11 protein-coding genes and 1 pseudogene are annotated in these 13,821 nt (G+C 51.1%); all 12 read left to right on the forward strand.

Features of this window, described 5'->3' with window-relative positions:
- Positions 1 to 36 precede the first annotated feature (36 nt).
- Positions 37 to 414: pseudogene (locus AC6ROY_RS19615) on the forward strand (DUF2935 domain-containing protein); the annotation flags it as partial.
- Between the two features lie 152 nt (positions 415 to 566).
- Positions 567 to 1,484, forward strand: coding sequence for an ABC transporter permease (locus AC6ROY_RS19620; protein WP_500102294.1), 918 nt, complete (start codon positions 567 to 569; stop codon positions 1,482 to 1,484).
- Between the two features lie 28 nt (positions 1,485 to 1,512).
- Entirely contained in the window at positions 1,513 to 2,391 is an 879-nt protein-coding gene (locus tag AC6ROY_RS19625; protein ID WP_500102295.1) for a carbohydrate ABC transporter permease, read from the forward strand.
- A gap of 58 nt (positions 2,392 to 2,449) precedes the next feature.
- Entirely contained in the window at positions 2,450 to 4,078 is a 1,629-nt protein-coding gene (locus tag AC6ROY_RS19630; RefSeq protein ID WP_500102296.1) for an extracellular solute-binding protein, read from the forward strand.
- Positions 4,079 to 4,314: 236 nt separating this feature from the next.
- Positions 4,315 to 5,853, forward strand: coding sequence for an ABC transporter substrate-binding protein (locus AC6ROY_RS19635; RefSeq protein ID WP_500102297.1), 1,539 nt, complete (start codon positions 4,315 to 4,317; stop codon positions 5,851 to 5,853).
- 463 nt (positions 5,854 to 6,316) lie between these two features.
- Positions 6,317 to 6,511, forward strand: coding sequence for a hypothetical protein (locus tag AC6ROY_RS19640; protein ID WP_500102298.1), 195 nt, complete (start codon positions 6,317 to 6,319; stop codon positions 6,509 to 6,511).
- A 456-nt stretch (positions 6,512 to 6,967) separates the two neighbouring features.
- Positions 6,968 to 7,999 carry a LacI family DNA-binding transcriptional regulator gene (locus AC6ROY_RS19645; protein ID WP_500102299.1) on the forward strand — a complete coding sequence of 344 codons (1,032 nt, stop codon included), beginning with the start codon at positions 6,968 to 6,970 and terminating at the stop codon, positions 7,997 to 7,999.
- A 322-nt stretch (positions 8,000 to 8,321) separates the two neighbouring features.
- Positions 8,322 to 9,650, forward strand: a complete 1,329-nt coding sequence (locus AC6ROY_RS19650) for an ABC transporter substrate-binding protein (RefSeq protein ID WP_500102300.1) — start codon at positions 8,322 to 8,324, stop codon at positions 9,648 to 9,650.
- 70 nt (positions 9,651 to 9,720) lie between these two features.
- Positions 9,721 to 10,587, forward strand: coding sequence for a carbohydrate ABC transporter permease (locus tag AC6ROY_RS19655; protein WP_500102301.1), 867 nt, complete (start codon positions 9,721 to 9,723; stop codon positions 10,585 to 10,587).
- Positions 10,588 to 10,598: 11 nt separating this feature from the next.
- The gene (locus tag AC6ROY_RS19660; RefSeq protein ID WP_500102302.1) at positions 10,599 to 11,432 is read left to right on the forward strand and encodes a carbohydrate ABC transporter permease; all 834 of its coding nucleotides are present in this window, start codon (positions 10,599 to 10,601) and stop codon (positions 11,430 to 11,432) included.
- A gap of 15 nt (positions 11,433 to 11,447) precedes the next feature.
- Positions 11,448 to 12,527 (forward strand): Gfo/Idh/MocA family protein, encoded by a 1,080-nt coding sequence (locus AC6ROY_RS19665; RefSeq protein WP_500102303.1) that lies wholly within the window; start codon positions 11,448 to 11,450, stop codon positions 12,525 to 12,527.
- A 3-nt stretch (positions 12,528 to 12,530) separates the two neighbouring features.
- On the forward strand, positions 12,531 to 13,715 hold the full coding sequence (locus AC6ROY_RS19670; RefSeq protein ID WP_500102304.1) for a Gfo/Idh/MocA family protein: 1,185 nt from the start codon (positions 12,531 to 12,533) through the stop codon (positions 13,713 to 13,715).
- Positions 13,716 to 13,821: the final 106 nt, after the last annotated feature.

A 13,821-nucleotide genomic window follows, 5' to 3' on the forward strand; every position in this document is an offset into this window, starting at 1 on the left:
GCACATATAGTAGGGGGAAAGAAATCGCAGAAGGGAGATCACGCCAAATTTATCAGTCATTTGCTCGATCCTTCGGAGCGGAAATTAGTAGATCAAGCGAATCAGTTCAGTCATGAATTTGACCAATTATTGTTTCAGGCAAGAGATTTGGATTCCATGCGTCCTCAATCACAAACGGTCCCTCTGCTTGATCAGTTCCTTGGCGAGAACCGCGTGTCGGTGAAATCTCTACGCGACTTCAAGAAAACGGCTCGCGAATTAATCCAGGCATGTAAAATTAAAAGCATCATTCATCCGCTGCTGGCGGATCATGTGTTTCGCGAGGCTGAGCGGTTTTTATTTATTATCGACATGTTCGAGCATAGCTTGACCGGAAAGCCTGTACCGTCACTGCAAAGTATTATGATGGATTGACTAAGCCCCGACCGGCCCAACGCCTGTCGGGGTTTTCCTTTCCCCCCTAACACCCTAAAAAAGTAACACATATCGAAAAAATGTTGGATTTAGCGCTATCCGTCCCTTTGCTACAATTTCCTTAGAGCCAACAGAGAGGGGAGCTGATCGCATTGGGTTACCGCAAGATGCCGCTGCTCAAGCTGATCCGCAGGGATAAGCTGCTGCTGCTGATGTTTTTGCCGATATTTTTGTACTATTTCATTTTTTGTTACTTGCCGATGCCGGGCGTGCTGATCGCCTTTAAAAATTTTACGCCGGGACATGGCATCTTCGGGGGAGACTGGGTGGGCCTGCAATGGCTGAACCAGTTCGTCAATTCACGGTATTTCTGGCGCTTGCTGCGCAACACGTTTCTGCTCGCGTTTTATCCGCTTGTCTTTGGATTCTCGATCCCGATCCTGTTTGCGATCTGTATCGTAGAGCTGAAGCACAGCATGTTCCGGCGTGTCGCCCAGACGGTGACGTATTTGCCGCATTTTATTTCAACGGTCGTCATCGCCGGGATGATCATTAATTTTCTGTCCCCGGCTGACGGGATTGTGAATACGCTGCTCGTTTCGATGGGCATGGAGAAGATCAACTTTATGATGGAGCCGGACTGGTTCCGCTCGATTTTCACGGTGTCCGGTATTTGGCAAAGCTTCGGCTTCAGCTCCATTATCTACATCGCCGCGATTATGGGCATCGACCAGGAAATGTATGATTCTGGAAAGATCGACGGTGTCAACAAGTTTCAGGAGGTATGGCATCTGACGCTGCCGAGCTTGAAGCCAACCATTGTGATTCTGCTGCTGCTGTCCATCGGCAATATTATGAGCGTCAACTTCGAGAAGGTGTACTTGCTGTACAACGGCAACACCTACGAGACGGCTGATGTGATCTCCACCTACGTATACCGGCAAGGGATTGAATCGCAAAACTTCGGCTTTGCCACAGCAGTCGGGCTGTTCAACTCGGTCATCAGCTTTACGCTGGTCTACTTCGCGAATCAGCTGTCCCGGCGCATCAACGACATGTCGCTATGGTAATAGCGGCTGCAGAAAGGAGGCATATCCGATGAAATCGTGGACGGATCGAAGCTTTTATCTACTTGTCTATGTACTTGTCAGCCTGGCGATTGTAGTTACGCTGTACCCGTTTATTTACGTGATCAGTATCTCGATCAGCTCGACGGAGGCGATTGACAACAAGCTGGTGACGCTATTTCCGGTCGATCTGAGCTTTGCGGGCTATAAAATGGTGCTTGGTTATTCCGAGCTGTGGAGGTCGTACTACAACACGATCTGGTACACCGTTGTCGGCACGGCCTTCAACATAGCGGCCACCTGCCTGGCTGCGTATCCGTTGTCCAGACGGCATTTTTTCCTGCGGCGCAAGCTGAATTTTTATATCGCGTTTACGATGTACTTCTCCGGCGGTCTTATTCCGCTGTACATGGTGATCACGGAGCTGGGGCTGTACAACACGCGCTGGGCGATGGTTTTGCCGGTGCTGGTCAGTACGTTTAACGTGATGATTTTACGGTCGGCGTTTGAACATATTCCGAATGAAATTTTTGAAAGCGCCAATATGGACGGGGCCAAAGACTTCACGCTGCTGTTCCGCATGGCGATTCCGCTGACAAAGCCTACGCTGGCCGTGCTCACGCTGTATTACGCAGTTGCGCACTGGAACGATTTCTTCAACGCGCTGCTTTATCTGGGCAAGTCGGAGCTGCAGCCGCTGCAAATTTTTCTCCGGCGAGTGCTGATCATGGCTTCACCGGAAATTATGCAGAAGATGGGCGGCGAAACGGCGGCCAAGGCGCTGGCGGTATCGACGCTGCAGGTCCGGTATGTGTCTATCGTGGTCAGCGTGCTGCCGATCATCATGGTGTATCCGTTTATCCAGAAATATTTCGTCCGCGGGATTACACTCGGGGCAGTAAAAGGGTAGCTACCTTTGCTGGAATATAGGCATGACCGAAGAGCCAAACGAAGAGAGGGGTATGACGATGAAAAACAAGAAAAAGCTTGCAACCGGGGTAACGTTGACGGCGGCGATGATGGCGGTGCTGGCCGCAGGCTGCACCTCCGGGGGAGGCACACAGACGCCTGCCGACACAGGCTCGGGCGCAGCTTCGACGGCATCGCCGGGGGCGTCGGCGTCCAGCTTCAACTATACCGGCGCTGGTCCAATCACGGACAAGGGCGGCACGCTGAAGGTGCTGGCGACCAACGCCTGGACGAATAACGTGGATCTCAAGCAGGTGCCGATTGTGCAGGAGATCAGCAAGCGGGCGGGCATTACGGTCGATTGGGAGCTGCTGCCGCCAGCGACGTATCCGGAGGCGATCAGTCCGCGGCTGGCTGCGGGCGCCGATCTGCCGGATATTATTTACCAGATGGGCGATCAGGACTTGACGATGAAGTATATCCAGGGCGGGCTGTTCAAGCCGCTGAACGAATATATTGACAAGTATGGCGTCAACATCAAGAAGCTGTTCGCCAAGTATCCGGAGCTGAAGGCGAGCTTGACGACGCCGGACGGCAAAATTTATTACCTGCCGCAGCTCGCGGTCACGAAAAACTATGTCTCCAGCTTTATGGTCAACACCCGCTGGCTGGAGAAGCTCGGCCTCAAGGAGCCAACGACGCTGGATGAATTTACGGAGATGCTGCGCAAATTCAAGACGGGTGACCCGAACGGCAACGGCAAGGCCGATGAAATTCCGTTTTCGATGCAGCCGAAGCCGCTGGCGAGCGCATTCGGACCGGCGTTTGGGCTGGACTTTGCGAGCAAGTTTTATGCGGATAGTGCGGGCAAGGTGCATTACGCTTACTATGAGCCGGCGTACAAAGAGTATTTGACCTACTTGAACGGTCTGTACAAGGAAGGCTTGCTGGAGACGGATTTCGCCAGTACGACGGCCGATCAGGTGACTTCGAAGTTTGCGCAAAATATAACCGGCGCGACGTTTAATTTCAGCTGGTACACGTCGATGGTGTACAGCAAGCTGTTTAAGGATTACGACCCGAACGTTCCGTTGATCAAGGCGATTGCGCCGCTCAAGGGGCCGCACGGAGATCAATTCTATTCGACACGCAGTCCGATTACCGGCATCTTCGGCATCTCGAAAAACGCGAAGGACCCGGAGCTGGCGTTCAAGTTTCTGGACTTCGCCAGCAGCGAGGAAGCGAAGGACGTTTACGTCTGGGGCTTGCAGGGAGACACCTATGAGGTGGTGGACGGGAAGAAGCAGTTTACCGAAAAGGGCAAGGACAACGATTACATCCAGAAGCTCGGGATCAATCCGGTCAATCTGCCGATCGAGCAATCGGTGGAGGCGACGGACGTGCTGGTCGCCCCGTGGCATGCGAAGCTCGACAAGGAGCTGGCGAAGTATGTAAAACCGGCGTTTCCGTTCATCTATGCGCTCCCGGCGGAAGCAGGCGTTGAAAACACAACGATGCCGGATGTGAACACTTATGTAGAGGAAATGCACACCAAGTTTATTACCGGCAAGGAAAGCCTGGACAAATTCGATAATTACCTGAAAACCTTGAAAAGCATGGGCATTGAGGACGTGCTGAAGGGTCGCCAGGCGCAGTATGACCGTTATATGGCAGCCAGTAAAAAATAAGCGCATTGTGTTACGTGAACCGACACAGCAGCCGTTTTCCAGCGGCTGCTGTGTTTTTTTTCGAGATTATAGAAGGAGCTGCCTGAAAAGGTTCAGTGAAGCGAAGGAAGATGCCGATGCAAGCGGCTGACAGCTTTGCTGCACTTGGAGCGCGGCTTGAGGGGGAGTCGTCAGGCCGCATGTGCTACAATGAAAGCAGACAAGGCAAGCTGGAGGAAGGGCGGTAGGAGGAAGAGATGAGGATGCGGAAGGTGATCAACATAACCGCTTTGCTTGGCATTGTCGTGCTGGCGGCGTTGGCCTATCGGCTGCTTGGACCGGGAAGCGCTGCGCCGCAGGCTGAGTCGCCGGCTGCCGGTCAGGAGAGCGCCGCGCTGCAGCCGGTGACGCTCAGGCTGCTGCTCCCGCTGGATAAGCCCGCCGGTCAGGATGAGGTGATGCGGGCTGTCGAGGCGAGGCTGGCCCAGGACGGGCTGCCGTTCAAGCTGGAGTTTACCTATATGCCGTTTGATCAATATTGGAACAAAGTATGGCTGAATGCGGCAAGCGGAGAGCCGTATGATCTGGTGCTGGCCGCTTACTCCAATCTGCCTGATCTGGTGGCCAAGAAGGTGCTGGCCCCGCTGGATGAGGCGATGGAGCGCTACGGACAGGAGCTGCTGCGCAGCACACCGGGCTACGCGCGGCAGGGGGTAACCATTAACGGCCGGATGTACGGCATTCCCCGTGTTATGCCGATCGCCGAGTTCCAGAGCTTTGTGCAGATTCGCGGCGATTTGCGCCGAAAATATGGACTTCCGGACATTCGCACGGTAGCGGACATGGATCGTTACCTGGCGACGATTAAGGAGCATGAGCCGAAGATGACCCCGTACTTTTATGATACGGGCCGGTTTCTGCTGCGGGAGTACGGGAATGTCGCTTTTTTTGCCGGAGGCTACTTCAATGCGCCTGTCTACATCGACCCGGCTGATCCGGAGCTGAAGGTGCGGAATACGTATGAAGCGGATTTTTTCGTACAGGTCATGCGCAAGCTGCATGAGTGGCAAGCGAACGGATACGTGCCGTACGGGCCTGCGGATACGTCGCGGTACCCTGACCCGGAGATTGCGTTCAGTACGGGCAAGATCGGCGCTACCTGGAGCGTTGTGCTCAAGCAGACGGAGCGAATTGATGCATTCAAGGAGAAGTACCCGGAAGGCGAGCTGGAGAATGTATATTTGCACCCGGAGAAGCCGAAATATTTGTTCACGGGCGCAGACAACATGCTGTCGGTGCTTGCGACAAGCCCGCATGTGAACGAAGCGGTCGCGCTGGTGAACTGGGTGAGAAGCAGCCAGCGCAATTTCGATCTGTTTACTTATGGACTGGAAGGGGTCAACTACAAGCTCAAGGACGGGGCGCTGGATTATGACGGCATCCCGTCCGAGCATCGGTACATGCCGATCAGCTGGGCGTGGAACGATATCCGCTTCGTTCGGTTCAGCAAGCATATTTCCCCCGCCTACAGCCGCGAGCTGCGGGAGTGGGATCGGAATGCGACGGCGTCGCCGACGCTTGGCTTTGTCCCCGATCTGACGCCGATCAAGTCGGAGATTGCCCAGCTGACGATATTGATCAAAGAATATTTGCCGCGGCTCTATGAGGCGAGCACCGCCTGGGACCCGACGCTGGAGCAATTCCGAAGCAAGCTGAAGGACGCAGGGATGGAGCATGTGATTGCGGAAATTCAGCGGCAGTTTGATGCGTACAGGACGGGGCGGCCGGACAAATAGGGCAAATACAAAATAAAAGGATGCCACAGTGCCCTCTCAATGTTTCTCGAATTCTTCATAGCACACTTATCTCGCGTTCATATCCGTTAAAAGTACGAAGAGTCAGTCTTCATTGGACTGACTCTTCAACCTGCAATTTTAGTTTTGGTTTCTCGCCGCGAGTTTCGATCTCGGCATCCTGACTAAGAAATTTCAAAAGAGGCTCGAAATAAAGCTGCGACACTACAATTGCTAGATATGGTTCAGCAAGTCTGATCCGCTCGCCTGCCGGAACTTCGAAGCCTTCACCGGAGCGCCTTGCTACGACTTCGACTTCTTTTCACGGCAGCAATATATCGACTTTCATGGGCATGAGCCACCTGTAGGTTGGCGGGAGCTGACACCGGACGATATTTGGCGGGCCTGCAACTACCAGACGCCAGATATTGGCTTTCGCTCGCCTCCATGCAAAGGCTTTACGGGCTTGCTGGGTGGCAAACAGGCGAAATCGAAGAAATACCAGGCGCTCAACCAACTCGCGATCCGCGAAACGGAGCTGATGCTGGCCGCTTTTGAGCATGACCCGATTCCTGTATTGCTGATGGAAAACGTGCCGGGCATCCAGACGAAAGCATGCCATCTACGAAGTGCCGAATGTGATGGAGCACGGGTTTGGTAAAATAAAGCGAAAGCTTCCACTGCTGCAACAGATTGTTCCAATGGTTTTGTTGTGTTAACGTATACGTATGGGACATGTTTTGTTATCTCCTGCGTAGAGTGGTTGGTGGCACTTCTATTTTACGCGGAGAGTCAAGTGTGCCTCTTTTTACATTCCATGGAATTGATTTTGAGCAAGTACAGTAAATAACTGGATTTATTTATGCAGCAAAACGATCGAAACTTTTCATTCCCTACAATCGATTGAAGACCCACGCTATGCTGTAAATCCACTTCTGAATAGCTCGATGCGGTAATCCGCACGTCAGGTTCTGTGTGTGTGGGGACTGGGGCGAGACACTTGTTGGGATCGCTACTCTACGATTAATACGGAGGGAAAATTAAAATCAAAACATTGACATCAGTTGCCGATTGTGTAAAGATTAATGTAAACGTTTATACGTTAGGAGTGCGCATGATGATCAAGACTATCAAAGACGTCGCTAGGGAAGCCAATGTCTCCATCGCCACCGTATCCCGCGTAATCAACGGCAAAGACAGGGTGAAGAAAGAGACGAAGGAAAAAATTCAACAAGCGATCGAAAAGCTGAATTACGTGCCGGACCAAGCGGCTAGAACGATGATCAATAAAAAAACGAAGACGATAGGCTTGGTAGTGCCCGTCCTATCCAACGAATACTGGGCCAAGCTAGCAGAGTTGATCCAAAGAAAGCTGCTGAAAAAAGGCTATACGTTGATCGTGACCACTTCGTACGATGAGCGGGAAAGTGAAAATCCGTGTCTTAGCACGCTGCTTGAGCGTAAAGTGGACGGCCTTCTGATCGGTACAATGGCGAAAGACGTACAGGAAGAGAATATCAAGTATTTGCAGATATTTATCGATCAGGGGATTCCGACAGTATCTTTCTCTTCGCTTTCCCTGAATGTCACTACGATTTTAGGCGACGCTTTGACTAGCTCACTGAAAGCTGTCGAGCATCTGATTCAACTGGGCCATAAGCGAATCGCATTCATTGGCTCGCTTTCCACCGGCATCGACAGAGAACTGGGGTACCGGAATGCTTTGATGTTGAATCAGATTGCCGTGGACGAAAGTTTGATTATAGGCAGCAGGAACGATCATGTGTATCACTTCACTCAATACGGCTACCAGTGCGTCCAAAAGCTGATTTCGGACAACAAGGATTTCTCAGGCTTGTTTTGCTCGAACGACTTGATTGCCATCGGAGCGATCAAAGCGCTTGAGGATCTCGGCATCAGTGTGCCCGCCGAAAAATCCGTCCTCGGCTTTGACGATATCGATATGGCAGGCTTATACAGGCCTGCGCTTACCACGGTCAAGCAACCCATTGACGAAATGGCGGCAACGGCCGTGGATACATTACTTGAGCAGATCGAGAATCCGAATGATAGTTACGTTCCTAAAAAAATATCGTTTCCTATGGAATTGGTAGTTCGACAAAGTTGCAGCTCCCCAAAATCTTCTTGACAAACCTAGGGGGAGCCCTTACATTAGTTAATGTAAACGTTTTTACAAAATTCATATATGTAAGCCGTCATATGATACGAATTTATTCTTTAAGCATTTGTAAAAGGTTTGCATGAATGAAGTGGATGTGGGCTTTAACCGAAAAGGAACTGCCGAAAATTGCACAGAATCGTTACGTTAGTTGTAAAATAGGATTTTGAAAATATTTGTAAGAACGTTTACATTTATTTCATCTGGAGGTGATGCGCCAAACAGATTTCATACTTGGGAAGATGACTGAACACTAGAGGATTCAATCCAATTTAACGCAGGGGGAATTGATATGGCTAAGAAAACGCTCGTAACTGTAATGGCCGCCGCACTTTCACTATCGCTTGCCGCTTGCTCCGGTTCGAACGGAGACGGAGGGGATGCCGCCAAGAACACATCTAGCTCCGACAAAAGCACCACATCCGGCAAAGCCGTAGAAATCACGTTCTGGGACATGGCATGGGGTCCCACCTCTTACTCCGATGCCGCCAAGAAACTGGTCGAGAAATTCAACAGCGAAAATTCGAATATCAAAGTTACTTACCAGTCGACGCCGTGGGCGAACTGGTACCAGACGTTCTCCAACGCGATCTCCGCCGGTTCTCCTCCGGATATTAGCACAGGTGCAGGCTACCAAGCGTTTCAATTTACGGATGCGGGTGAAATTCTTCCAGTCGACGACGTCATCGACGATTTGAAGAAAGCAGGCAAGCTTGACGATTTCGTTCCTGGCTCAGTGGAAGCGCTTAAATATAACGGCCATTACGTTGCGCTGCCATGGATGATCGACATCCGGGTACCATGGTACCGGAAGGACTTGTTTGACAAGGCGGGCATCACGACGCCTCCGAAAACTTGGGATGAGTTTAGAGTCGACATGAAGAAGTTGTCTGGGAACGGAAACTACGGTCTCGCCTTGCCGGGAAATGACCCCTTGGGTATTCATGGCATCCTGACACTCATGCTGGGTAACGGCGGAGGCATGTTTACGACTGACAAGAAAGTTGATTTCATGAATGACCGTAATGTGGAAGCTCTTCAATTTCTGGCGGATATGGTGAAAGACGGATCGATCAACCCGGCCATGGCCGGAATGAACAAGGACGATGCCCTCAAAGAGTACGGTGCAGGCCACACAGCAGTTTTCATTCATACGCCGTCCTTCCCGGAGAATTTCCCCGACTTGAAAGATAAAATCTCCGTTCTCGAGCCGCTTGCGGGCCCGCATGGTGACAAGCAGACGTTGGGATGGGTCAACAACATGATGATCTACAAGCAAAGCAAGCATCCGCAGGAAGCTAAAGTTTTCATGAAGTGGTGGATCGAGAACAACAAGACGCTATGGTCGGAAGGCAAGTCAGGCGGGTTCCCTGCAAGAACGTCCTTCATGAAAGACGGTTACTGGACCCAAGATCCTAATTTGAAAATGATTTCGGAAAAATATTTGCCGATCATGAAGCTGACGGCCAGCAAATATCCAGGCGCATTTCCTGAACTCAACCAGATTGAAGGCGACGGCTCGATGATGCAATTGGTGCAGAAGGTGATCAGTGGCAAGCCGGTAAAAGATTCGATGCAGGAAGCGGCTAGCAAAGTGAAGGAAATTATGAAGGAAAAGTAATTCATCACAACGGTTGTGCGGGGGAATGCCGGTGAGCATTCTCCTGTGCTTCTGGAAAGCAGGTAGCGCTATGAATAACGAGCAAGGAATCAAGTGGCTTCAATTCCGTTTTTTGTTCCCCGCAATCTTATTTATTATGCTGGTCAATATTTATCCGTTTCTTTCCGGCATTCTGTACAGCTTCAAAAACGGCACGCTGTTGAAGCCAGGGGCATTTGTCGGCTTTGCCAATTACGTGAAAGTGCTGGAGATGGAGGAGTTTTGGCATTCGTTTTCGTTCAGCTTCTGGTTTGCGGTGTTCTCGGTTATCGGCAGCTATGCAATCGGACTATTTCTGGCGCTTTTACTCAATATCGACATCCCCGGCAAAGGCTTGTTCCGCGTGGCGCTGCTGGTACCGTGGGTGCTCTCCTCGGTCGTATCGATGGTCGGATGGAGATGGATGATCGGCAGCCAGTCCGGCATCGTCAACACGTTTCTACAAACACTCGGCTTTGAGCCGATTCTGTTTCTGAGTGATGAGAAATGGGCCGTATTTTCCGTAATCATGGTCAAAATATGGCGTAGCTATCCGTTTATGATGGTGTCCCTGCTCGCCGCGCTGCAATCGATTAGCCATGATTTGTACGAGGCCGCAAGCATCGACGGCGCGGGACGATGGCGCTCTTTCATCAGCATTACGCTACCGCAGCTGAAAACCGTTACGTTCGTTTGCTGGATTATGATGAGCATCTGGAGCTTCAACGATTTCGACGTCCTGTACCTGTTGACCGGCGGCGGACCGATCGACGCTACGGAAAACCTCATTCTGATGAGTTTCAAATATGCCTTTGTCAAGGACTCCATTGGTGTCGGCGCCGTACTGGCGATCTTAAGCTTGATCGTATTAATGGCCCTTGCTCTCATCTTGTTGCGAGTTCAGAAGAAGGGCGAATAGGGGGAGTGAACTTGACGAAAACGACCAAACGATTGACGTACACCTTTGTCTATCTTATTTTACTGCTCGCTTCCCTGATTGCCAACTTGCCGATTTTGACAATGATATTGAATTCGTTCAAATCAAATTCGGAGATTTTGACGTCCAAAAGCATGTTGCCGGTGCATTGGACGCTAAGCAATTATCAATTCGTCAACGAGAAATCCGCCTTCTGGCATCAGTTCGGGAATAGTATTTATGTGACTGCCGTGTCCTTGTTGCTGACGATCGTCGTCGGCGCTTTGGCGGGCTACGCAATATCCAGATTTACGACCTGGATTTCCGGAACATTTTCCGTGCTGCTTCTGCTGCTTCAGATGTTTCCGATCATCCTGGTTTTACTGCCGCTATTCGTGACATTCCGCTCGCTTCATCTGACGAATACGTTAAACTCGGTTGTCATCATTCAGACTGCAGCTCATTTGCCGTTCGCGGTGTTAATGTTCAAAAGCTTCTTCGACACGATTCCGAAAGAAATTGAAGAGGCGGCGTGGATGGACGGCTGTAGCCGGTGGAGCACGTTTTCCCGTATCGTGCTGCCGATTTCGGGCTCAGGCATTGCCGCGGTATCTATTTTTGCCATTTTGTTTTCCTGGAACGATTACTTAATCGCCAACACCTTTATCAAAAAAGAAAGCTTGATGACGGTACCGATCGGTTTGCAGCTGTTTATGCAGCAAAATTCCGCTGAATGGGGGAGTTTGACGGCGGCAGCCACGCTGTCGACATTGCCTATTTTGATTTTCTTGTTTTTCGTACAAAAATATATGGCTTACGGATCTGCAGCTGGTTCCGTAAAAGGCTGAGGAGAGAAATGACATATGGAACAAAAAGTCTTGAATGTAGGAATCATCGGTCTTGGCGAAGTGGCCCAAGTGATCCATCTGCCGGTTCTTGAGTCGCTTCCTGAGCAATACCGGATTGCCGCTCTTTGCGATATTTCCCCGAAGCTTGTTGCCTATATGGGTGAAAAATACAGAGTGTCGAGTTTGTATACAGACGCGGCCGAGCTTGTGAAACAACCGGATCTGGATGTCGTCTTTGTATTGAATAGCGACGAATATCATGCCGAGTGCGCCATTGCGGCTGCCAATAACAAGAAACACGTGCTGATCGAAAAGCCGATGTGCCTGACCGAAGCGGAAGCGGATGCGATTATCGAGGCACGCGACCGAAACGACGTGAAAGTGATGGTCGGCTACATGCGGCGATATGCGGCATCCTTCCTTGATGCAGTAAAGCAAATCGGGGGCATGGACAATATTCAATATGCGCGGGTAAGGGACATCATTGGCCCGAACGACTACTTTGTAAAACCGACGAGCCATGTCGTGTCCTTTGACGATATTCCAGACGCTCTGAAGGCGGATAAGCAGGACCGGGCGGAACGCCTGGTGAAAGAAGCGACGGGCTTGGACAGCAACTCTCCGTATTTCCGTTTGTATCGTCTGCTCTGCGGGCTGTCCAGCCATGATTTGTCATTGATGAGGGAAGTGCTGGGCATGCCGAAAAGCGTTGCCGGAGCGAAGCTCACGAACAACGGCAGTATTTTCCTAAGCGCTATTTTGGACTACGACCAATTCGCGGTAACGTTCGAAACCGGCATTGATCAGCAAGGGCGGTTTGATGCCCATTTGGAGGTATATGCAAGCAGCAAGTCCGTCAAGATCCAGTACGATACGCCTTATATCCGCCATTTGCCGGTCAAGGTGATCGTTAATGAAACGGTCGGAGAGAGGTTCACGGAGTCTGTTATCCGTCCGACGTTCACGGATCCGTATACTCTGGAACTGAATTATCTCTATGAAGTGATTACGCAGGACTTGGCCCCGAAGACGACCCCGGAAGATTACAAGCAGGATTTGGCGCTATTCAAAATGATTATCGATGCGGTGAAGTGAGCGATGGAGAAAATAAAAGTGGGCATTATCGGCTCGGGATTTATCGGCCCGACCCATATCGAAGCGATCCGCAGACTCGGATTTGTGGAAGTCATAGCTCTCGCCGACTCCAATCAGGCAAACGCGGAGAAGAAAGCCGATAGGCTGGGCATTCCGAGAGCTTATGGCGATTATCGGCACATGCTGGAGGATCCGGAACTGCAGGTCGTTCACAATTGTACGCCGAATCATCTTCATTTTCAGATCAATAAAAAAATTATGCTGGCAGGCAAGCATGTGCTGTCCGAGAAGCCCCTGGCCACATCCAGCCAGGAATCTGGGGAGCTGCTTCGAATAGCGAGGGATAGCGGGGTCGTCCACGGAGTCAACTTTAACTACAGGCAGTTTCCGATGATGAGGCAGCTGGAGGCGATGGTTGGTTGCGGTGAATTCGGCAATATCAATCTGATCCACGGCAGCTACCTTCAGGATTGGTTGCTTTATGATACGGATTACAACTGGAGGCTCGCTCCAGAGGCCGGAGGCAAATTGAGGGCTGTTGCAGATATTGGTTCCCATTGGTGTGATACAGTTCAATATGTAACTGGAAAACGTATTGCCCAGGTTTTTGCGGATTTGGCCACTGTTCTGCCTGTTCGAAAAAAAGCGCTGCGCCAATCGGCGACTTACAGCGGACAGCTCGCGGTGGCCGAAACGGAATATGAGGAAATTCCGATTCACACGGAGGATTACGCAGCGGTGCTGCTGCGGTTTGATGACGGAAGCCGCGGGGTATTTACGGTGTCGCAAGTAAGCGCGGGTAGGAAAAACAGGCTAAGCTTCGAACTGAACGGAAGCCGGAAATCGGCGTACTGGAATCAGGAAGAGCCCGAAAAGCTTTGGATCGGCCATCGGGATCGGGCAAATGAAGTGCTGCTGGCAGACCCTTCACTGTTTGCGCCGGAAGCACGCAGCGCGATTCATCACCCAGGCGGCCATAACGAAGGCTGGCCGGATGCCCTTAAAAATATGATGCTGAGCTTCTATTCGTTTATTCGCGATGGCAAAAATCCGGCGCATGACAAAGCGAATTTTGCCACTTTCGAAGACGGGCATTTCTCTATGTGCGTCATGGATGCGATTCTGGAAAGTGCGGCTTGCGGGCAGTGGGTCAAAGTAATTGAGCGTAAAAAAGCGCCCGTCATCTGATTCATCTGACGGGCGTTTCATGATTAAGGAGCCAGTATGGCAAGCGAAGACGAGGAGCCGATTCATCGGGAAATTCGAAGGATGCGCAAAACTTCAGGATCGGCAA

This window comes from Paenibacillus sp. sg306046 (assembly GCF_059821225.1).